The sequence below is a fragment of the Methylococcus capsulatus str. Texas = ATCC 19069 genome (assembly GCF_000424685.1).
GTDB lineage: Bacteria > Pseudomonadota > Gammaproteobacteria > Methylococcales > Methylococcaceae > Methylococcus > Methylococcus capsulatus.
Genome location: NZ_AUKJ01000020.1, coordinates 90,599 through 111,347, shown reverse-complemented (window position 1 = coordinate 111,347; position 20,749 = coordinate 90,599). Strand labels below are relative to the sequence as shown.

Annotated in this window: 20 protein-coding genes and 1 pseudogene; 6 read left to right on the top strand and 15 right to left on the bottom strand. The window is 64.0% G+C overall.

What is annotated here, in order from left to right; all coding sequences use genetic code 11:
• Positions 1 to 188: 188 nt before the first annotated feature.
• Positions 189 to 932, top strand: coding sequence for a hypothetical protein (locus H156_RS0109250; RefSeq protein WP_017365251.1), 744 nt, complete (start codon positions 189 to 191; stop codon positions 930 to 932).
• Between the two features lie 77 nt (positions 933 to 1,009).
• Here H156_RS0109250 and gcvPB read toward each other — a convergent pair whose 3' ends face one another.
• From gcvPB to gcvT, 3 genes are all read right to left on the bottom strand, one after another.
• On the bottom strand, positions 1,010 to 2,476 hold the full coding sequence (gene gcvPB, locus H156_RS0109245; protein ID WP_017365250.1) for an aminomethyl-transferring glycine dehydrogenase subunit GcvPB: 1,467 nt from the start codon (positions 2,474 to 2,476) through the stop codon (positions 1,010 to 1,012).
• A complete protein-coding gene (gene gcvPA / locus H156_RS0109240; protein ID WP_017365249.1) occupies positions 2,470 to 3,831 on the bottom strand; it encodes an aminomethyl-transferring glycine dehydrogenase subunit GcvPA in 1,362 nt (453 codons plus the stop codon). Before gcvPA ends, gcvPB begins: the two co-directional genes overlap by 7 nt.
• A 93-nt stretch (positions 3,832 to 3,924) precedes the next feature.
• Positions 3,925 to 5,007 (bottom strand): glycine cleavage system aminomethyltransferase GcvT, encoded by a 1,083-nt coding sequence (gene gcvT, locus H156_RS0109235; RefSeq protein WP_017365248.1) that lies wholly within the window; start codon positions 5,005 to 5,007, stop codon positions 3,925 to 3,927.
• Between the two features lie 137 nt (positions 5,008 to 5,144).
• Between gcvT and H156_RS0109230 the strand changes: the two genes are divergently transcribed.
• Both H156_RS0109230 and H156_RS0109225 read left to right on the top strand, forming a co-directional pair.
• Positions 5,145 to 5,471, top strand: coding sequence for a carboxymuconolactone decarboxylase family protein (locus tag H156_RS0109230; RefSeq protein WP_010959712.1), 327 nt, complete (start codon positions 5,145 to 5,147; stop codon positions 5,469 to 5,471).
• Positions 5,472 to 5,540: 69 nt separating this feature from the next.
• Positions 5,541 to 5,900 (top strand): DsrE family protein, encoded by a 360-nt coding sequence (locus tag H156_RS0109225; RefSeq protein ID WP_010959713.1) that lies wholly within the window; start codon positions 5,541 to 5,543, stop codon positions 5,898 to 5,900.
• A gap of 64 nt (positions 5,901 to 5,964) precedes the next feature.
• Here the strand turns inward: H156_RS0109225 and H156_RS16725 are convergent.
• The 6 genes and pseudogenes from H156_RS16725 to H156_RS17785 all read right to left on the bottom strand — a co-directional run bounded on the left by H156_RS16725 (position 5,965) and on the right by H156_RS17785 (position 13,026).
• Positions 5,965 to 6,851: pseudogene (locus H156_RS16725) on the bottom strand (transposase).
• A gap of 279 nt (positions 6,852 to 7,130) precedes the next feature.
• Entirely contained in the window at positions 7,131 to 8,888 is a 1,758-nt protein-coding gene (locus H156_RS0109205) for an ATP-binding protein (RefSeq protein WP_017365245.1), read from the bottom strand.
• A gap of 3 nt (positions 8,889 to 8,891) precedes the next feature.
• Complete coding sequence (locus tag H156_RS0109200; protein WP_017365244.1) at positions 8,892 to 10,040, bottom strand: DNA double-strand break repair nuclease NurA; 1,149 nt, start codon at positions 10,038 to 10,040, stop codon at positions 8,892 to 8,894.
• The gene (locus H156_RS0109195) at positions 10,037 to 11,158 is read right to left on the bottom strand and encodes a Druantia anti-phage system protein DruA (protein ID WP_017365243.1); all 1,122 of its coding nucleotides are present in this window, start codon (positions 11,156 to 11,158) and stop codon (positions 10,037 to 10,039) included. The genes H156_RS0109200 and H156_RS0109195 overlap by 4 nt, the downstream gene beginning before the upstream one ends.
• 26 nt (positions 11,159 to 11,184) lie before the next feature.
• Positions 11,185 to 12,507: a hypothetical protein gene (locus tag H156_RS0109190; protein ID WP_017365242.1), complete on the bottom strand. Its 1,323-nt coding sequence runs from the start codon at positions 12,505 to 12,507 to the stop codon at positions 11,185 to 11,187.
• Between the two features lie 66 nt (positions 12,508 to 12,573).
• Positions 12,574 to 13,026, bottom strand: a complete 453-nt coding sequence (locus H156_RS17785) for an Arm DNA-binding domain-containing protein (protein WP_420795063.1) — start codon at positions 13,024 to 13,026, stop codon at positions 12,574 to 12,576.
• A gap of 123 nt (positions 13,027 to 13,149) precedes the next feature.
• Here H156_RS17785 and H156_RS0109180 point away from each other — a divergent pair, with 123 nt between their 5' ends.
• Positions 13,150 to 13,608, top strand: a complete 459-nt coding sequence (locus H156_RS0109180) for an EVE domain-containing protein (RefSeq protein WP_010959714.1) — start codon at positions 13,150 to 13,152, stop codon at positions 13,606 to 13,608.
• A gap of 85 nt (positions 13,609 to 13,693) precedes the next feature.
• Here H156_RS0109180 and ilvA read toward each other — a convergent pair whose 3' ends face one another.
• On the bottom strand, positions 13,694 to 15,223 hold the full coding sequence (gene ilvA / locus H156_RS0109175; RefSeq protein WP_017365240.1) for a threonine ammonia-lyase, biosynthetic: 1,530 nt from the start codon (positions 15,221 to 15,223) through the stop codon (positions 13,694 to 13,696).
• Positions 15,224 to 15,313: 90 nt separating this feature from the next.
• Between ilvA and rpiA the strand changes: the two genes are divergently transcribed.
• Complete coding sequence (gene rpiA / locus H156_RS0109170) at positions 15,314 to 15,970, top strand: ribose-5-phosphate isomerase RpiA (protein ID WP_010959716.1); 657 nt, start codon at positions 15,314 to 15,316, stop codon at positions 15,968 to 15,970.
• A gap of 129 nt (positions 15,971 to 16,099) precedes the next feature.
• Here rpiA and H156_RS0109165 read toward each other — a convergent pair whose 3' ends face one another.
• From H156_RS0109165 to H156_RS0109145, 5 genes are all read right to left on the bottom strand, one after another.
• Positions 16,100 to 16,657 (bottom strand): hypothetical protein, encoded by a 558-nt coding sequence (locus H156_RS0109165; protein ID WP_036246328.1) that lies wholly within the window; start codon positions 16,655 to 16,657, stop codon positions 16,100 to 16,102.
• Positions 16,658 to 16,820: 163 nt separating this feature from the next.
• Positions 16,821 to 17,204: a sulfite exporter TauE/SafE family protein gene (locus H156_RS0109160; protein ID WP_017365238.1), complete on the bottom strand. Its 384-nt coding sequence runs from the start codon at positions 17,202 to 17,204 to the stop codon at positions 16,821 to 16,823.
• A gap of 46 nt (positions 17,205 to 17,250) precedes the next feature.
• A complete protein-coding gene (locus tag H156_RS0109155) occupies positions 17,251 to 17,826 on the bottom strand; it encodes a DNA-3-methyladenine glycosylase I (RefSeq protein WP_010959719.1) in 576 nt (191 codons plus the stop codon).
• On the bottom strand, positions 17,823 to 18,656 hold the full coding sequence (locus tag H156_RS0109150; protein ID WP_017365237.1) for a PHP domain-containing protein: 834 nt from the start codon (positions 18,654 to 18,656) through the stop codon (positions 17,823 to 17,825). The genes H156_RS0109155 and H156_RS0109150 overlap by 4 nt, the downstream gene beginning before the upstream one ends.
• Before the next feature lie 5 nt (positions 18,657 to 18,661).
• A complete protein-coding gene (locus H156_RS0109145; protein ID WP_010959721.1) occupies positions 18,662 to 19,213 on the bottom strand; it encodes an NUDIX hydrolase in 552 nt (183 codons plus the stop codon).
• Positions 19,214 to 19,447: 234 nt separating this feature from the next.
• Here H156_RS0109145 and purD point away from each other — a divergent pair, with 234 nt between their 5' ends.
• Positions 19,448 to 20,731: a phosphoribosylamine--glycine ligase gene (gene purD, locus H156_RS0109140; RefSeq protein ID WP_010959722.1), complete on the top strand. Its 1,284-nt coding sequence runs from the start codon at positions 19,448 to 19,450 to the stop codon at positions 20,729 to 20,731.
• The last annotated feature ends 18 nt before the right edge of the window (positions 20,732 to 20,749 follow it).

Genomic DNA, 20,749 nt, shown 5'->3' with positions numbered 1-20,749 from the left:
TGCGTGAATTCGCGCCTGGAAGTGAGCGTAATAACACATTGGATGCGTGAAATGACTCAAATCGTCTTTGCTGGTAATAGGAATGTATCGTTTTATCATGTAGTTGCAATATGGGTGGCCGTGGCACGCTTAGTGTCTCATTCAGTAGGCTTCGCCTTTTCGAGAACGCATAGGAGAGAGAAACAGCAATGTCCAATACGAACAAATTTCTGTCGTTGTCCCTGCTGAGCGCAGGAGTCGCCTTGAGCGCCGGCCAGGTGTTCGGCCATGCCGGCTTCCAGGCTTTCCCGGACGGCTCCTCGGTGAAGTACATCGAAGGCAAGACCGTCTATCCGACGGCGATCATTCCCCATGACTGCAGCGAAGGCGAAAAGCACTTCCCGGTCGTGGAGGTCGTCGTAATGCCGCCGCAGGGGCATACTCTGAACCGCATCGCCAAGCCGGTTTCGGGCCAGCCCGTCCAGGTCATCGAGAACGCCATGATGTGGGACTGGGGTACCGCGCTTCCCTCGATGACTGCGGGGTTCGGCAAGGTCGAAACCCGTAACGGCCCCATTCATCCGACCGGCGATGGCACTCGGGCAATGGTGTGGAAGAACGGCAACCTTCCCGGTACCCAGTACGCCGGTTTCACGTTCCGGGTCAAGGCCGGCTGGCAGACGCCGCTCTTCCCCGCGGACGCCTGCGTCAATCAAGCGGTGTATTACATGCCGACAGTCCAGTACTGCAGCAAGAAGAAGGTCGAGGCCTGGCTGCTGGAGCCGACCCCGAGCTTCCCTGTCTCCTCCCTGGGCGATGCCAACGGTGCCGCTCCGTCCGTGACCGTGGTGCGTGATACGGCCAGCAATCCGCTGCCGGCAGGTTGTACCTCGCCGGAAACGTGGTACTTCTACCCCTCTTCCAGCGACATCGATCAGTTCATGTATCGCTGATCGAGCGCCGCCTTTCCTCGGCAACGAGCCCTTCCGACCGTGAGGCGGAAGGGCTTTTTGCAGGCCGTTTTTTGAAATCAGCGAGGGGGGACCGGCGCTGCCGGTTTCCAGGCCAGATCCGGATGGCGGGCGGCGCGCACTTCGTCCAGCCGGCGGACGGGCGTGCAGTGCGGCGCCTGTCCGAGCCGTTCCGGTTCTTCCGCGGCTTCCTTCAGGATCGCGGCCATGGCGTCGACGAAAGCGTCCAGGGTTTCCTTGTTCTCGGTTTCCGTGGGTTCGATCATCAGGCACTCGGGAATCAGCAGCGGAAAATAGACGGTCGGCGCGTGGAAGCCGTAGTCGAGCAGCCGCTTGGCGAAATCGAGGGCGGTGACGTGATGCTCCTTTTTCTGCCGCTGCACGCTGAGGATGAATTCGTGGGCGGCGCGGCGGGTCGGAAAAGCGGTGTCGAATCCGGCCTCCACCAGTCTCTTCTGTAAGTAATTGGCGTTGAGGGTGGCATATTCGGCGACTCGCCGCAGACCTGGATATCCAAGCAGGCGGATGTAAACATAGGCCCGCAGCAGCACGCCGACGTTGCCAGCGAAGGCGGAGAGGCGGCCGATGCTTTGGGGGCGGTCGCTTTCGGCGAGCCAGCGATAACCGTTCCCGCTTCTTGCCACCATCGGCAGCGGCAGAAACGGCTGCAACCTGGCGTTGACGCCGACCGGCCCGGCACCGGGGCCGCCGCCGCCGTGCGGGGTCGAGAAGGTCTTGTGCAGGTTCAGGTGGATGACGTCGAAACCCATGTCGCCGGGCCGGGCCTTGCCCAGGATGGCGTTGAGGTTGGCGCCGTCGTAATAGAGCAGGCCGCCCGCCTCGTGGACCAGCGCCGCGATCTCGGGAATGCGGTGTTCGAACACGCCCAGTGTCGAGGGGTTGGTGAGCATGATGCCGGCGGTCTTCGGGCCCACTGCCTGCTTCAGTGCCTCCAGATCGACGTCGCCGTCCGCGTTGGTGGGAATCTCCCTGACTTGGTAGCCGCACATGGCGGCCGAGGCGGGATTGGTGCCGTGGGCTGCATCGGGGACGAGGATTTCGTTGCGCTCATGGTCGTTGCGGGCGTCATGGTAGGCGCGGATCATGGCGACGCCGCAGAATTCGCCCTGGGCGCCGGCAGCCGGGCTGAGGCTGACGGCGGTCATGCCGGTGAGCGTTTTCAGATATTCCTGCAACTCGTAAAGACAGCTCAAGGTGCCTTGGCCGAAGCGTTCGGTACCCAGGGGGTGGAGCGCCGCGAAGCCGGGCTGCTGCGCCAGCACGTTCGCCGCCTTGGGGTTGTATTTCATGGTGCAGGAGCCCAAGGGATAGAAGTGGGTGTCGATGGAGAAATTCTTTTGCGACAAACGGGTGTAGTGCCTCACGACGTCCAGCTCGGTCACTTCCGGCAGCGGTGGCGGCGTCTGGCGCAGCAGGTGGCCGGGCAGGCCGCGGATGTCGGCGGGGGTTTGCGGAAACAGGCTGGCGCAGGCGCGGCTTTCGCGGGAACGGTCGAAGATCAGCATTCGAGTACCTCCGCCAGCGCGGCTGCATAGCGGTCCATATCCTCCGGGCCACGGGTTTCGGTGGCGCAGATGAGGAGGGCGTCGCCGAGTTCGGGATAATCGGCCGAAAGGACATGGCCGCCGAGTATCCCTCTTTCGGCCAGCCCTGCCAGCACACGGTCCGCCGCCCGCGGCAGGCGGATCGCGGCTTCGTGGAAGAACGGAGCCGGGAAGACCGGTTCGACGCCGTCGATGCGGGTCAGCCGCTCGAGCAGCGCCGAGGCGTTGGCGTGGCAGGCGGCGGCGATGTTGCGCAGTCCCTTGGGGCCCATCAATGCCATATAGAGGGTTGCCGCCGTCACCATCAGTCCCTGGTTGGTGCAGATGTTGGATGTCGCCTTGCCGCGGCGGATGTGCTGCTCGCGGGGTTGCAGCGTGAGGGTGAAGCCCTCGCGGCCGTCTACGTCGACGGTGCGTCCGACCAAGCGGCCGGGGAGCTGGTGGACGAAGTCCTGGCGGCTGCAGAGGAATCCGAAATAGGGGCCCCCCGCGGAAAGCGGAATCCCCAGGGGCTGGCCTTCGCCGCAGGCCAGGTCGGCGCCGTGTTCGCCCCATTCGCCCGGCGGCTTCAGCAGTGCCATGGCAGTCGGATTGACCACGGCGATGCTGCGGGCGCCATGGCGATGGGCCCAGTCGGCGAGGACGTCCACCTCTTCGAGCACGCCGAAGTGGTTGGGCTGCGGAATGACCACGGCGGCGAACTCCCCCCCCTCGAACGTTTCCAGCGCGTTTTCGGCAATCCGTCCCAAGCTCCGGTCGTAGTCCAGATCGACCAGTTCGACCCGCTGGTTGCGGGTGAGGGTCCGGGCGACCCGCTTGTAGACCGGATTGAGGCTTCGCGGCAGCAGGATCTTGCGCGAGCGGGATTCCGGATTCGTGCGCAGCGCCATCAGGATCGCCTCGCCCAGCGCGGAGGCGCCGTCGTAGAGCGACGCATTGGAGACATCCATGGCCATCAGGTCCGCCATCATGGACTGGTACTCGTAGAACACCTGGAGGCTGCCCTGGCTCGCTTCCGCCTGGTAAGGCGTATAGGCGCTGTAAAACTCGCCGCGCAGGGCGATCTCCCACACCGCCGCCGGAATGTAGTGCTCGTAGGCGCCGGCGCCCGCGAAGCAGAGGGCGCTGCGGTTCTCGGCCGCGCGTTCCTCCATCAGCCGGCAGACCTCCATTTCCGACAGCGCCTCGGGCAGGTCTTTCAGCTCGCCGCAGCGCAGGTCCGGCGGGATTTCGGCGAACAGCTCGTCGATCGATCCGGCACCGATGGCCGCGAGCATGTCGCGGACTTCCGCTTCGGTATGGGGGATGAATGGCATGGCGAAGTTTCCTCACTGTTTCAGCAGGCGGTTTCATACCCGCGTGATGACCGGTCTTCGGGACTCTTTCGACCGGCATCCCTCGCGGCGATGCTAGCAGATATCGATCAGCGATGTGCCGCGGCGGACGAAGCGCGGTTTCACCACCGTTGCGCGCTTGAGGCTGCCGCGGATTTCCACCCGGCACTCGCGCCCGGTCGCCGCGGGTACCCGCGCCAGGCCGATCGAGCGCCGTAGGGTGGGGGAGAAGCCGCCGCTGGTCACGACGCCCTCGCCGACGTTCGCGACGGCCACCTTCTGCCCGCTGCGAAGGATTCCCGGTTCCTCCAGGATCAATCCGACGAATTTCGAAGGCGAGCCCCCGATGCGTTCCCGTTCCAGGGCTGCGCGGCCGATGAAATCGCGCTCTTCGGGTTCCCAGGCAACCGTCCAGCCGAGGCCACAGGCGAGGGGCGTGACCGTCTCGTCCATGTCCTGCCCATAGAGGCGCATGCCGGCTTCCAGCCTGAGGGTGTCGCGGGCGCCGAGTCCGCAGGGCCGGGTACCGGCCTGGAAAAGCTGGCGCCACAGCGAGCCTGCTTCGGCGTGAGGCAGGATGATTTCGAAGCCGTCCTCGCCGGTATAACCCGTACGGGCGATGAAGCGGTCGCCTCGCTGCGTGGCGGTGAAGGGTTTCAGTCCGGAGCTCCCGGCGGCGACGACGGCGTCGGCGATGCGGGGGGAGTCCGGGCCTTGGAGGGCGATCATGGCCAGATCGTCACGGGGAGTGACGGTCACAGAAAAAGGCGCAGCCTGGCGGTGGAGCCAGCTCAGGTCTTTTTCCCTTGTCCCGGCATTGAGAATGAGGCGGAAGCGCCGATCGTCGATGAAGCCCACGACGAGGTCGTCGACGATGCCGCCGTCCTGGTTGAGCATGCAGCCGTAGAGCATTCGTCCCGGCTCGGCGAGCCGGGCGACGTCGTTGGCGAGGACTCGGCGCAGGAATGGGGCTGCCTGAAGCCCCTCGACGTCGACCACTCCCAGATGGGAGACGTCGAACATGCCGGCGGCCCGGCGTACGGCATGGTGTTCGGCGATCTGCGAGCCGTAATGGAGCGGCAGTTCCCAGCCCGAAAACTCGGTCATCCGCGCTCCCAGCGCCAGGTGTTCTTCGTGGAGTGCGGTGCATCTGCCCATGGTGTCGTGTCCTCGAAACCGCGGGGTTGGGGGTTCCCTCGGCGGAGCGTAGTATTGGCACATGCGTGCCGGCCAGGGAAGGATCGAGCGCCGAAGCGCCCCGAACGAAGTCCGCAGGCCAATCCGGAGAAACCATTATGAACAAAGACAGGCTTCCGAAAAATTATGTGCTGCTGCAACAGGAGTACCCCGGTTTCATGGCGGCCGTGGAGCGGCTGGGTGCGGCCTTGAAGGAGCAAGGTCCCCTCGACGACAAGACCGCCCATCTCATCCGGCTCGCGGCGGCCGTGGCGATCCATTCGGAAGGCGCGGTTCACAGTCACGTAAGAAGAGCGTTGGCCGCGGGCGCCTCGCGCGAGGAAATCAACCATGCCATCATCTTGCTGACCAGTACGCTGGGGTTTCCGACCGTCAGCGCCGCGCTGAGCTGGGCTCAGGATATCTTCGGCGAGGGCAAGGACTGAAGGCAGCGGGTGTGCCCGCTGCATTCGGCGGAAGCCGAAACCCAAACAACCCACGATACAGGAGCATCCATGAAAACATTGATCATTTCCGGCAGCCGGGGGACCGACGATCCGACCATGGCGACCCTTCCGTTCATCGCCGCCAAAGCGGCCCGTGAACAAGGCCACGACGTGATCCTTTGGCTGTGGAACGAAGCCGTCACGCTGGCCCGCAAAGGCACTGCCGATCACGTGGTCGGCGTCAACCTGACGCCGCTCAAGGACCTGCTGGCCGCCGTTCAAGCGGCGGGAGTCCCGATCTGGGTCTGCGGCGCCTGCGCGGTGGCACGCCAGATAGGCGAAGCCGATTTGATCGGCGGGGCGGCGATCAAGGGCATGCCCGACTACATCGCTGCCGTGCTGGAACGCGACAGGAACATTGCATTCTGATCCGACCGAAACGACGAGCAGTCCCTCGCGGGCATGACAAGGTGGGATTGTAAACCTCCCCGAATTAGTGCCATCCCTTAGTCGAGGTTTCGAGGTGGTGAAACACTCCGCACTCGAGGGGTGTCGGGTCGCCGAGCGCATCGTGCGGTAACTCTCCGTTGTAATCTTTCATCCAGGCTTCGGTGCGCTCCCGTACTTCCTCCCATGTCCTGAAGACATACATCATCAACACGCCTTCCGGTCGCTGCGATAGGAGCGCTCGATGAAGCTGTTCTGCATCGGCCGGCAAGTTGAGGTCTACCTTGATCGCCAGCACCTCCCGGGTGAAGTCATCCATGACGTTAAACGTCTGGAACCGGCGGCCACTCATCAGCGCATCGCTCATGAAGTCCATCGACCAGCTCCGGTTCATGCCTACCGGTACCGCGAAGGGGGCCGGGGTGCGTGGGGCAGGCGTTTCTTGCTGGCACGTCTTCTGTTCAGGTTGAGTGCACGGTAAATGCGGTACACCCGCTTATGGTTCCATGCATGCCCGCGTCGCCGGATGACCTTGAAGTATTTGTCAAAGCCGCGCTCCGGAAAGTGTTCCGTCAGTTCCTGCAATACGGCGATGACTGCGTCACAGGCCAAACTGCATCAGCCGGTCCACCGCTTCGCGTTTCTTGGCGGGGCTTAGCGCTTTACCTCAAGCACCTCCTTGATAGCACGGTTCTCCAGCGTGAGATCGGCCACCATCAGCTTGAGCCTGCGGTTCTCGTCTTCCAGTTCCTTCAGCCGCTTGATGTCCGCTGCTTCCATGCCACCATATTTCGATTTCCATTGGTTGTAGGTCGCGTCACTGATCCCGTGCTCGCGACAGACATCCTTCACCTGCCTGCCGGCTTCTACCTGCTTCAATATCCCGATGATCTGGGTCTTTCTGAATCGACGTTTCTTCGTTACTGCGGCCAACCCTTCGGCAGCTTTGCCGACCTGCTGGCGGAACTGCGGGCGAGTCTGCCGGACTATTCGAAGGGCGATGCGTGCATCTTCGACAAGGTGGGCGGCGGGGAGGGTCTGCGGCGCGCCTTGCACAACGCGGCGCAGCCGCGCCAAGCGCTCGCCGCTGAGGGGGCGAAGCGCCCGGTGACCTACATGGACAAGCTAGTCGAGGCCCTGCGGGAAATCGCGCCACGGCGTAGTGCACTTGCGATCGCGGTTGTAATGCGCCTGCACGCCGGCTAGGGCCGCTTAAACCCCCAGGGAAATCCCGTTCGCGCGCAGGAAGTCCTCCTTCCGGTTGAACGCATTGAGGAACAAGGGCGTGCCGGAGAACGACAGGGGACTGACGGGCCCGATGGTCATGAAGCTGTATTGGCGGCTGGTCACGTCGAAGGCCGAATGCGGGTCGCGGAACAGCTGATAGAGGTCGAGCGCCGTGCCGGACGAGCCGACCAGCTGGCGCAGAGCCTGAAACTCTTGCCCTAGCCCCAAGCCGAAGCCGAAGAAGAAGATGCGGAACTGCTGCAGGATTTCCTGATGCAGGCTGGAAAGCGTCTGGCTGATGAACATCCAGCCCAGACCATATTTGCGCGTCGTGCGGGCGGCGTCGATGAGCACTGAGCGCACGCCGTGGGCGGCATCGTCCTCGCGGGGCAGCTCGCGCGGGGCAAGACGGTGGGCCTCGTCGATGATGACGAGCGTGTTGAGATTTTCGCCGTCCTTGTAGAAGCGCTCGGCCGTTTGGGAAAGGCCGTCCAGCAGCCGCTTGATGACCAAGGACTGGATTCGATCGTTCCAGAATAGCCCCGCGCTTTGCTCTTTCGAGAGGTCCACGACGAGGATGGGCCGGTTGTCGGCGTCGGTTGCCAAGAGCCAGGCCAGTGCCTTGTCGATGCTCTTCGCCTTGGGCCTGTCTTCGCGGAACAGCTCGGCGACCGGCCCCCATAGTTCGCCGAAAAACGCGTCGACATCGGCCTCGGCCATGGCTTCATTGAAGCGGGTTCGGCTCGTTTCGGTCCGGTAGAAGACCTTCTGGGTCTTTTCCTCGAGCAGGAGGGACCAGGCCTTGTCGAAGGCGGCGCGTTGATGCAGATCGGTCAGTTTGATCTTGGCCTTTTGCAGCTTCTCGACCAGGATCGAGCACGCCGCCTGGCGGTTTTCGCCCTTCGGCATCGTGAGCCGTTCAAAGAATCTGGATTCATAGAGGATTTCCTCGAACAACTCCCAGCGGTCCAAGACCAGATTGCGCACCGTCAGAACCACCGGCTTCTTGCCGAACCGTCTGACGACGTCGCCCACCGGCAGCGCGAACTCGCCGCTTGCCCCTTCCGGCTTCATGTCCTTGGAGAACTCGCCCTGCGGGTCGATGACCAAAAGTGCCATTTGCGGATAGCGCGCATAGGCCGTGAGGATCATCTTGGCCAGCACCGACTTGCCCGAGCCGGTTTTGCCGAAAATGCCCATGTGGTAGGCCTCGCCTGCGCCGTCCGGGCCGCGGCCGAAATGCTTGAACCACAGCGGCAGCTTGGGCGTGGAGCCATAGACGTGGCCGAGGTAGAAAATCTGCTCCCGGTAGGGGCGCAGGAGTTCCTCTAGCACCTCGTCGGTGACGATATGGATGGGCGTGCCGGTGGACGGCACGGTGCCGAGGATGCTCGGCTCGTAGCCGTGCGCGCCACCGGCCTTGAAGACCGCCGACAGCACCATCTGGCCAAGGTGGGTGTCCTGCCGCTCGCTGACCGCATCGACGCGGCCGCGCTGGCGGATGAGGCTGCGCATCGTCGGGTCTTCGTGCCAGATGTTGCGCAGCTGCACCTCGGTGATCTGCCCGAGAGCGAAATGCGGCGTGGCGTCCTGGACGAAGTGGAACAGGGCAAGCTCGCCGACCAGCTTGCGCCCCACCGCCGAGCCCAGCACGTCCAGGGCGAGCTGGGCCGTCGATGAGGGCGAGCCGACCACGCCGAGGCGTTCTGTCCTGGCCACGATGTGTTCGAGTTTGTCTGTCATGGATCATTTCCTCCCGGAATCCGAGCGATAGCCGTGCATGGCGAAAAACACTTCCCCGATGTCGCCCTCGAAGCCCTCGGCGATGCGTTGCGTGGCCACCTGCCGGAAGGCGGGCAGGGCCCTGGCGAGTGCCTTCACGGTGCGATCGGCGAGGTAGTTCGGGTAGGGCTCGAGCATCGCCGGCGTGGCGCACTGCATTTCCAGCCCTTGCACCACGACACCCAGCCGATGCGGATTGCTGGCCACGCTCGCTGCGACTTCCACGCGCAGCGCCGGCAGCCAGCTCTGGGGCTTGTAGTAGAACACATGGACGCGGGAGAGCGCCGCGACGATCTCCTCGCCCAGCGCGTCGATCCGCCCGCGCAGCTCGCCTTTGAGGCTTGATGTGCTGAAATGCCAGTCCTGCGCCGGTGCTTCGAGCGGCAGCGGCTTGGTGAGCTCGCCCGGATTCAATACCGAGGTCAAAAGCCCCCGGTCGTCCTGATTGTCTGGCCAGCCGAGCAGGCGGCCGATCTCGCGCCGGGTGGAATATTTGGGCAGCGACACGATCTGCTTGTCGCTGCGCGCAAGCGTCAGCAGCTCGCGGTAGGCCGAGAAGAAGTGTTCGGCATGATCGAGAAATTCCCCCGCCGTTTTCAGCTCCGGTGCATAGGGCGCGGCATTGAGCGCCTGGTTGAAATAGATCACCGGCAGGGTCAGGGTGCCATCGAGCAGCACCAGGTCGTGCGGCGCGGCGCAAGCGAGCTCCAGCTCGCGGCCCAGCATCACGGCGCGCAGGATGGTGCCCGTGCCCTCGTGATGGGGCTCGGCCTCGACGAAAACGGTGTGGTGCGGATAGGCCCAGTGACGGGTTTCGGAAGGCGGCGTCAGCCCCTCGACGGCCACCGCGGCGGCGGCCACGAGATCGGTCGTCAGCAGGCGCTCGATGGCGTAGGAACCGTCGGTGGCGCAGGTGGTGGGATAGAGCGGGGCGCCGAGATCGGTCTTGCGCAGCAACAAGTCGGCGTCTTCGAGCTGCTGGCGCAGATGCGCGCGCTGCTCCTTGGCGCGGGAAAAGGAGGCGAGCAGCTGGCCTGCCACCTCGGCGGTGCGACCGAGCACCTCGTCCACCAGGGCGGCCGGCAGTTCGGCGAACGGTCCGGCCTCGCTCATGTTTTCGCCCACAGTCGCCAGCTTTCGCGCTCGAATATTTTGTACCGTTCGTCCCTTTGCGCCCGCGGCAGCGCCCAACGCGTCTTCCAATATTCGGCAAGCGTGGCGAAAGGCAGGTCGCAGTCTTGCAAATCATCGCACTCCCCGCGCAGGAAGGCGGCGGCGTTCTCCGCCAACGGTACGACAAAGACCTCGCGGGCGATGCCGTGATAAATCAGGTCGCGCGGCAAGCCCAACAGCCCCAGCGCTTTCAGCACCACCTCGCGCCGGTTGCGAAAGCCCGTTCCCCATTGCGCATGCTTGGCGGTAGCGGCGCTTTCTTCGGCGACCAGCCGGCGCAGATCGCGATAGACGCCGTTCATGAACGGAAAATCCCCCGAGCCGCGGGTAAAACCCACGGACTGGAAGATATGCCGGCCGCCGAAGGCCAGACGGTTGTAGAGGGACGAACGACCCAGCGCCGAGGTGGTGGTGATCAAGGCCAGCGGCCCGGTCTGACGGCCGCCGATCAAGGTTGTCTTTTCCGCATAGCGGCGCTCGAAGGCCGCCCGCACCTCGTTGCAAGCGGCGGCCAGCGCCACCAGCTTGCCGCCCAGCAGCTGCGCATAGGGCGGCACGGCGCCGAGCACGAAGGCATCCATCACGTTGGCAAGACGCATGCGGCGTTGTTCCCGGTTCCAACCCACCCAGGCGTCGCGGCTGCCGAGCGCGAACACCGGATCGGCCAGCCCCAGGATGCCCATGAGTCGGTCGTGCCCGTCGTCCCAGACGAGAAACCGCAAGCGCCGCCCATAGCCGGCCGAGACGGGAACGCTCCAGTGCAGGCGGGCATAGCGGAACAAGAGTTCCCCGGTCGTCTCGCTTTGAACCTCGACAAGGCGCGGCGCGATTCTTGCCGGCTCGATCTCGGCCCCGTTGGCGATGTGGGCGAGCAGCCTTGTTTCATGGCGCGCGAGCCCCCCGCGGGCACGCTCGATCTGATGCCGGCAGGCCTTCTCGTGACACGCGCGCAGCCGCGCCTTCTCGTCCGAGCCCAAGCCCAGGCGGCAGCCTTCGAGGGTGAACCCCTGCTCGCCGAGTTGGGCGAGCACGCGTTGGCGGAGTTCGTCGCGGATCATGTCGCTTATCAACGAACGATCCAAAATTACATTCCCGCTTCAAGCAACGCCGTCAGATCGACATCAGCCGCCTTGGCCGCGATCAAGCGCACCCTCTTGGCTTGCATGGCGTCGTGCCCATTGACCTCGACCTTGTTGTATTGATTGGTAGCGGTGCCAAATATTTTCTCCATCCGCGCAATGAATTCCGGCGAGGTTGCCTCGGGAACAACGATGTCAATATTCCGGTCAGGATGGCAACGCAGGATGTCGTTGAAATGCTCATCCGCATTATTGAACGAATAGCCGACCACGACGATATGCTTCGATTCTCTTACCCATGCGGATGCTTTGCTCCAGAGCTCGATATAGCGGTGAGAAAGGATAGGCTTGAGCCGTAGGGGCGGGACCAGGGCCGGGATGACATGTCGCTGCTGGTTCAAGTCTTCGTGAGCCACGTCCACATTGGGAGCGACGTAATTGCGGATGAACTCGGCGGGATCGCGGTCATGGATATTTTCGATCGGCAACAAGTCCCGCGTATCCATCCGTACGTAATCGGCCAGGCCGCCATGGAAATAGAGCGTCCGATCCGCGCCCAAGCGATGCTGCAAGAAGGCCGTATAGTTCAGCGTGATGGCGCGAACACCATCGGGAATTCCACCGTAGAACGGCAAGTCGGTGGCTTCATGTACAGCCAGAACCTCATTCTGCTTCGCGACCAGATAAGCCCAGAGCGACCAAGCGATGTAAAGGTAGTTCTTTATGTCTGCCAGGCGGTCATTGTAGAAACCGAGAAACTTCTCAACGAGAAGCGTCTCGATGTTCAGCATGTCCGCCCCGAGGGCGGATGCAACCTCGTGGCGGTCGCCGCTCAAGCCCATCTTGAGGGTGCGTTTGAGCACGGTCTTGAAGGTATCCGACAGCGACAGCTTGTGAATGTCGAGGATCGAGTCGCTGTCGATCAGCTCGTCGGCATCCATCGGGAAGACTTCCCGTATGAGTTGCTCCGTCTCTTCATCGAGCTGACTCTGTTCGGCGATCGTCGCCAGCTTGTTGAACAGGCGGATGATCAGCTCGCCATGCTTCCTGATAGCCTCCTTTTCCGCTGGAAGGTCGGCGATGGCCACTTGCACGCGCTGCACCATCGCTTTCTGTTCGTGCGGCTCCCGAGTGGCGATCTTATCCACCGCACGGGCAATCATGGTATTGAAGCTGAAGCGCAGTCCCGGAAGCATATCGCGCAAAGCCTCGTCCACCGTTTTGCCTGGCCCATCGAGATAGCGTGTCACATCGGCCAACAGCGTATTGGCCAAGGGAAAATCGATACCGGGAGTGCGGTCAACGCCGGCGCCTGTGATCAAGAGCATGTTCGTCGTTCCTCGTTCAGGATTCGTTACCGAAACATCCGTTCCACCACTGGGCAGGGGGATGCATTAGCTCCCCGGACCGATCTTCCTGCCATGTGGCGGGCCATGAAAGTGTCGATGGCCTGGCGGACGGAGGGGTGTGCGGTTTCGGCTGTTTCCTCGGCGGCCTTCTTCGCGGCCCCGGCTTTCCGCTCGCGCGCAAGCTGCGCTTCCCATTCGGCGACGGGATCGTGCCCGGCGCGTCGGGCATCCTTCCAGTTGCCGGCGATGGCGCGGGCCTGGCTCAGGGAAAGACGGCCATGGCGCAGCCATTCGGGAAGGCTGTCGCCCGGGGGCGCCCTCGCGGGAATATGCGCCGATGGTGTATTTTCTGCGCTTGCCGCCGAATTCGTATTCGATGAGCCAGGTTTTCGTGCCCTGAGGGCGTATGCGCAGGAAAAGTCCGTCGCCGTCGCCCAGACGATCACGCCTCCTGTCCGGCTTGGCGGATTCGCAGGTGACGGCAGCCAGCTTTCCCATGGGTGACGTGCTTTTTGGGCGGGATGTTAGGGATTCTGGGTGGAACTCACAAGACGAGACGTCGGCACAACGTTCCATATAATCAATGATAAATAGACTTTTCTGGAGCATCCGGGACTTACCATGCGTTACTGGCTGATGAAAACCGAGCCTGGCGAGTTCGGTATCGACGATCTGGCGGCGCGTCCGGCCCAGACCGAACCCTGGGACGGGGTTCGCAACTACCAGGCCCGCAACATGATGCGGGATGAAATGAAAGTGGGAGACGGCGTGCTGTTCTACCACTCGAACTGCGACGTGCCCGGCGTGGTCGGCATCGCCGAAATCGCGCGGGAAGCCTATCCGGATTTCACGGCCTTCGACCCCGACCACAAGCATTACGATCCGGCCAGCAAGCCGGAGGCTCCGCGCTGGTTCATGGTGGACGTCCGCTTCGTGCGCAAGCTGCGCCGCACCATCGCCCTGAGCGAATTGCGAGACAGGCCGGAACTTGCAGGGCTGGCCTTGGTGCGCAAGGCCAACCGGCTGTCGGTGATGCCGGTCAGCCCGGATCAGTGGAATTTCATCCTGTCCCTGGAGTGAATTCTCCCGGGGCAGATGGGCTTTCCTGGTTCACGCGGGTCCGATGAGTGCAGCGTGATCGGACGATATTTGGGCGCAAGAACGATCACCCCCGCTCGCTGCCCCCCGCGAACAGCCGGTAGGCGGGATTTTGGGTTTCCTCCTTGAAGGCGTAGCCGATGGCTTCGAGGAATTCCCGGAAGGCCTTGCGTTCCGGTTTCGGCACCTGGATGCCCATCAGTACCCGGCCGAAGGCGGCGCCGTGGTTGCGGTAATGGAACAGGCTGATGTTCCAGCGCCCGCCCATGATGGACAGGAAGCGCAGCAGGGCGCCGGGTCGCTCGGGGAATTCGAAGCTGTAGACCTGTTCGTCCAGCAGTTTCGGCGCGTGGCCGCCGACCATGTAGCGGATGTGTTCGATGGCGAGTTCGTTGCCGGTCAGGTCGAGCACGCCGAAACCCTGGCGTTCGAATTCGCGGACCAGGCTTTCGCGGTCGATCGCGCCGCTCGCCACCGGGAGGCCGACGAAGACCTGGGCGGCCTTTTCGTCGAAGAAGCGGTAGTTGAATTCGGTGATGTTGCGGCGGCCCAGCACCCGGCAGAATTCGAGGAAGCTGCCGGGCCGCTCGGGGATCGTCACTGCCAGCAGCAGTTCGCGCTTTTCGCCGATCTCGGCGCGCTCGGCGACGTGGCGCAGCCGGTCGAAGTTGATGTTGGCGCCGCTTTCGATCGCCACCAGGCACGCGTTCTTGATTCCTGTTTCGGCCACGTATTTCTTGAGCCCGGCGATGCCCAGCGCGCCCGCCGGCTCGGCGATGGAGCGGGTGTCGTCGAAGATGTCCTTGATGGCGGCGCAGATTTCGTCGGTGTCGACGGTCACGACCTCGTCCACCCACTGGTGGGCGAGATGGAACGGTTCCTTGCCGACCTGCTTCACCGCGACGCCGTCGGCGAACAGGCCCACCTGCTTCAGGATCACCCGCCGCTTGGCTTTCAGCGCCCGGTGCAGGCAGTCGGAGTCCACTGGTTCCACGCCGATGACGCGGATGTCCGGTCGCACGAACTTGACGTAGGCGGCGATGCCGGCGATCAATCCGCCGCCGCCCACAGGCACGAAGATGGCGTGGATGGCGTCCTGGTGCTGGCGCAGGATTTCCATGCCGATGGTGCCTTGCCCGGCGATGACTTCCGGATCGTCGTAGGGGTGGACGAAGGTCAGGCCCTGCTCGCGGGCCAGTTCCAGCGCATGTTCGTAGGCTTCGTCATAGGCGTCGCCATGCAGTACGACCTCACCGCCTCGGTTGCGCACCGCATCGACCTTGATCTGCGGGGTGGTGCAAGGCATCACGATCACGGCGCGGATGCCCAGCCGCTGCGCCGCCAGTGCCACGCCCTGGGCGTGGTTGCCGGCGGAGGCCGCGATCACGCCGGCCGCGCGCGCCTCGGGTGTGAGCGAGGCGATCTTGTTGTAGGCGCCGCGCAGCTTGAACGAGAACACCGGCTGCAGGTCCTCGCGCTTGATCAGCACCGTGTTGTCCAGCCGCCGCGACAGGCCGGGCGCCGGGTCCAGCGGGGTCTCCTGGGCCACGTCGTAGACACGGGCGCGCAGAATCTTCTCTATGTATTTTTGCAGCATGGTTCGGGGCAGGGGGCCATCATGGCAGCGGGGCGGTTTTCCCAGTATCATCCGCCACCGGTTTGATCACACACGATGGCAGATAAGGCAATGACTCAAGACGAACTCAAACGGAAAGTCGCCGAAGCGGCATTGGATTATGTCAAGGACGTCACCATCCTGGGGGTGGGAACCGGCTCGACCGTGAACCATTTTATTGATTTACTGGCCGATCTCAAAGGCGGGATCGAAGGTGCGGTGTCCAGCTCCCAGGCCAGCTCCGAGCGTCTGAAGAAGATCGGCATCCCGGTGCTCGACCTCAACGCCGCCGGCACCCTGGATGTCTACGTGGACGGCGCCGATGAAGTCAATGCCGCCAAGCAGATGATCAAGGGCGGCGGCGCGGCCCTGACCCGCGAGAAGATCGTGGCGGAGGCCAGCCGCAAGTTCGTCTGCATCGTCGATGAGACCAAGTGCGTCGACGTGCTGGGCAAGTTCCCGCTGCCGGTCGAGGTGATCCCGATGGCGCGCAGCCTGGTCGCCCGCCGCCTGGTGGAACTGGGGGGCACGCCGGTGTGGCGGGAGAACTGCATCACCGACAATGGCAATGTGATTCTCGACGTGCACAACCTCACCATCACCGATCCGGTCGAGCTGGAACGCCGAATCAACGATATCCCCGGGGTGGTCTGCAACGGCGTGTTCGCACTGCGGCCGGCGGACGTCGTGCTGATCGGATCGCCCAGCGGCGTGCGCACGCTCCCTTGAGGTCGGTGGGTCCCCCCGAGAGGGGGGCGCCGGTCGGGATCGCGGGCCAGGATGGCCGCGGTCCCGGCAAGATACCCGAGCGTGAACGGTTATCGGCAAAACGCCCTTCAAACCCAATGCCCTGTCAGTTCAAAGGGCGCCTTTCTTCTGGGCATCCCGGATGAATCGACCGATGCAGTCGGCCATGGCAAGCTCGATCGGTTCCGAGGGGGCATCCAGTTTATGGTCTTCCTGGCGGGCCTCACGAGTGGCTTCAAGCACGTTCGAGTAAACCACCTTACCGTTCGTCGCGACCGTGAAGTGAACGACGATATCGAACTTCATTCCGGTCATGCCAACCCAGTCGAAACTGAAGCGCCGGATTTCACCGGATATGCTGCGCGACCCACCATCCGACAGTGCATAGCCGGAGGAACCGAGCTCTTTCTTGAGGGCACCGGTGAACAGGGCATCGACGTTTTCCTGGAAAAAGGTGGAGGCCAGGCCCGATTTGTCTTGTTGTGCTTCGTTGGGCTCGACATCGCCCTTCGCGGCAGGGAGATATTCAAACGTTTCGACACGGATCTCCCCGCTCCCTTTCGACAGGTTGGCGGGTTGGTACGAGATGTCGACATGCTGGGCGCATGCGCCGAGAAGACAGGCAAAGACGGACACCGTCATCGATTTTGGGGGAAAAAGTCTGGACATGGGAGCTCCGATGTATTGCTCGAGGGGTAAGGTCAGGGTGCCCGGGTCGGGGGCGCGGGCGGTCGGTCATGGGATATCGGCCTAAGCAGAAGGAGCCGACGGTCACGATCTCCGCGGTCCTTCCGCCAAAGGAGACGGAAGACGAAGACCGTAGAAGACGCGGTCACAGCCAGCCCAGACGTTCGCAAGCGCCATAGATGAGGTATATCCCGACGATCCATACGAAAATGCCGAACATGAGGCGAAGATAGGGGCCTGGAATCTGATTGGCGAAGTAGGCGCCCACCCAGGAACCGATCAGCATGGTCACGGCCAGAATGAGGGCGGCCCGGACATCCACGTTTCCGTGCCGGTAGTACTCGACCGCCGCCGCGATGCCGATGGGGGGGAGCAGGACCGCCACAGACGTTCCTGTTGCCATGTGCTGAGAATAACCTGCCCAGTAAACGAGCGCCGGCACGATCACCAATCCGCCGCCGATTCCGAAGAAGCCGGCGGCGAGGCCGCCGAGGATACCGATGATTACCAGGATCAACCATAACGGCATGGAAGCGCCCTTCGACGAGTTTGAAGTTTCTGGTTAGACCGGCGGATCAGCCGCCGTTCACCTCGCTCCAGCGGAAGCAGTCGACGAGGTGGTCGTTCACGAGCCCCGCCGCCTGCATGAAGGCGTAGCAGATGGTGGAGCCCACGAAGTTGCAGCCTCGGCGTTTCAGGTCCCGACTGAGCGTATCCGATAGCGGCGTGCGCGCCGGGATTTCGCGCGGGTGGCGCCAGGCGTTCCGTACCGGCATGCCGTCGACGAACCGCCACAGGTAATCGTCGAAGCTGCCGAACTCATCCTGGATGCGCAGATAGACCCGGGCATTGCGCACCGCGGATTCTATTTTCAGACGGTTGCGCACGATGCCGGGGTTGGCCAGCAGGGCGGCGATCCTGGCCTCGTCGTAGCGGGCGACGGCTGCCGGATCGAAGCCGTCGAAAGCCTGCCGGTAGGCCTCCCGCTTCTTGACGATGGTGGTCCAGCTCAGTCCGGCCTGCGCCCCGTCCAATACCAGGTATTCGAACAGTTTCACGTCGTCGTGCAGGGGAACGCCCCATTCCGTGTCGTGGTAGACGGTTTCCTCCGGGCTGCGCAGCGCCCAGGCGCACCGGATGATGGGGCTCACCGGGCGTCCTCCCAGCGGCTCCAGACCGGCGTGAGGCCGGCCGGCAGCGGCGGAATTCTTCCGAGCTTCAGCCAGCTCTGCTCGGGACCATGGTAGTCGGAACCGACCGATGCCAACAGTCCGTGGCGGCGGGCGATGGCGGCGTTGGCCTGGATGTCGGACGAAGTGGCGTTGCCGGAAACGACCTCGATCGCCTCGCCGCCGGCGGCTTTGAAGTCGCCGGCGAGGCGGCCGATCCAGCTTCCGGTCATCTTGTAGCGTTGCGGGTGCGCCAGCACCGCAACGCCCCCCGCCTCGATGATCCAGCCGACGGCGGCGGTCATTTCGGCCCACACGGTGGGGACATGGCCCGGCTTGCCCTGGGTCAGGAACTTGTCGAAGACGTCCCGTACGGTCGCGGCCTGGCCGAGCTGCACCAGGGCGCGGGCGAAATGGGTGCGGGTGACCATGCCGGCGCCAGCCAGCCCCACCGCGATTTCGAGTGTGCCGGGAATGCCTTTCTTCGTCAGCCGCCGGTCCATTTCCTGCGCCCGTTCGAAGCGCACGGCCTGGAGCCGGCGCATGCCTTGGTTCAGACCGGCATGATCCGGGACGATGTTCAAGCCTACGACGTGGATGGTCCGCGATTCCCAGGTCACCGACAGTTCGACACCGGGAATCAAACACAGGCCCGCTTCGGCCGCCGCGGCGCCGGCTTCCTTCAGACCGGCCACCGAGTCATGGTCGGTCAGGGCGAGCGTGCGGATACCGCCGGCGGTGGCGGCGCGCACCAGTTCGGTCGGGGAGAGCGTGCCGTCGGAGGCCGTCGAATGGGCGTGCAGGTCGTACAAAGGCTCTAATCGCGAATCAGGCGGTCGTCCGGGCCCAGGGTTTCCACATGCAGGCCGAAGGCCCCGTTGCGCCGGTCTTCGAAGAACAGGGCGAGCGAGCGGTGGACGGTTTCGAAAGCCAGTTCGTCCCAGGGGATTTCCGTTTCTTCGAACAGCCGCGTTTCCAGGCTTTCCAGGCCGGCGGCCACGTCCGGGCTGAGCAGCTCGGCTCGGAAGAAGGCATAGACCTGCGACAGGTGCGGCAGGCTGAACAGGGTGTAAAGTGAATCGATCCGCACCCGCGCGGTGGCTTCCTCGTAGGACTCGCGTTCGGCCGCCTGCTCCAGCGTCTCTCCCAGTTCCATGAAGCCGGCGGGCAGGGTCCAGAACCCGTGGCGCGGCTCGATGGCGCGCCGGCACAGCAGGACCTGGCCGTTCCACACGGGAATGCAGCCGGCTATCACCTTGGGGTTGCGATAATGGATGGTGCCGCAGGCATCGCAGATGTGGCGGGGCCGGTCGTCTCCCGCCGGGATTCCCAGGCGCAGCGGCGCGGCGCACTGGCTGCAGTACTTCATGATTTTTCACCCGGCCGCCGGCGCCTGGGGTGTGGCTGTCGGATCATCATCCGCGTGGCGTGAATCATCGAAGTCTCACAGTATGCCATGTCCCGACCCGCCCAGGGCGTATAATTGCGCTCACCTCAGCCGAAGCGGCAGGCGCGATGGCCCGGGTGGTGCGGGCGTAATACCATTCCCCTCCGCGTGGCGAGCAGGCAGTTTCCCCTAAATCGATCCGGAGTCTCGCATTTCATGAAAATCCTCATCGTGGGCAGCGGTGGCCGCGAACACGCGCTGGCCTGGAAAGCCGCCCAGTCACCCCGCGTACGCAAAGTATTCGTGGCTCCCGGCAACGCTGGCACGGCCTTGGAGCCTGGCGTGGAGAACGTGACCATCGCGGCGGACGATGTGGCGGGCCTGCTGGAGTTTGCCAAGGCAGCGGGTGTGACGCTCACCATCGTCGGTCCCGAGGCGCCGCTGGTCGCCGGTATCGTCGACGCCTTCCGGGCCGCGGGACTGGCCTGTTTCGGGCCGACCCGGCAGGCGGCCCAGTTGGAGGGCTCCAAGGCGTTTTGCAAGGATTTCCTGGCCCGCCATGGCATTCCGACCGCGGCATACCAGGTTTTCACCGATGCCGGGGAAGCCGAGGACTACATCCGCCGAAAAGGCGCGCCCATCGTGGTCAAGGCCGATGGGCTGGCGGCCGGCAAGGGCGTGATCGTGGCGCAGAGCGAGGACGAGGCGATCGCGGCGGTGCGCGACATGCTGGCCGGCGACGCCTTCGGCAGCGCCGGGCACCGGGTGGTGGTCGAGGAGTTCCTGCCGGGGGAGGAAGCCAGCTTCATCGTCATGGCGGACGGCGAGCACGCCTTGCCGATGGCGACTTCGCAGGATCACAAGGCGCGCGACGAAGGCGATCGCGGCCCGAACACCGGCGGTATGGGGGCCTATTCCCCGGCACCGGTGGTGACGCCGGAAATCCACCAGCGGGTGATGGAGGAAATCATTCTGCCGACGCTCGCCGGCATGAAGGCGGACGGGATGCCCTACACCGGGTTTCTCTATGCCGGATTGATGGTCGCTCCGGACGGCGGTTGCAAGGTGCTGGAGTTCAACTGCCGTTTCGGCGATCCGGAAACCCAGCCCATCATGATGCGACTGCGCAGTGACCTGGTGGATCTCTGCTGCGCCGCGGAGGAGGGGCGGCTCGACGTGGTGAAGGCCGACTGGGATCCGCGTGTCGCGCTCGGAGTGGTCATGGCCGCCGGGGGATATCCGTTCGATTATCGTAAAGACGACGTGATCGAAGGGCTGGGACTGGCGATCGCGCCTGGCGCCAAGGTGTTCCATGCGGGAACCCGTCTGGACGGCGGCCGGGTGGTCACGGCCGGCGGCCGGGTACTCTGCGTCACGGCGTTGGGGAAGACCGTCGCACAGGCGCAGGCCGCCGCCTACCGGCTGGTGGAGAAGATCCGCTGGCCAGACGCGTATTGGCGCAGGGACATCGGCCACCGTGCCATCGGGCGCGGCGTCTAGGCGGACCGGCTGGCGGCC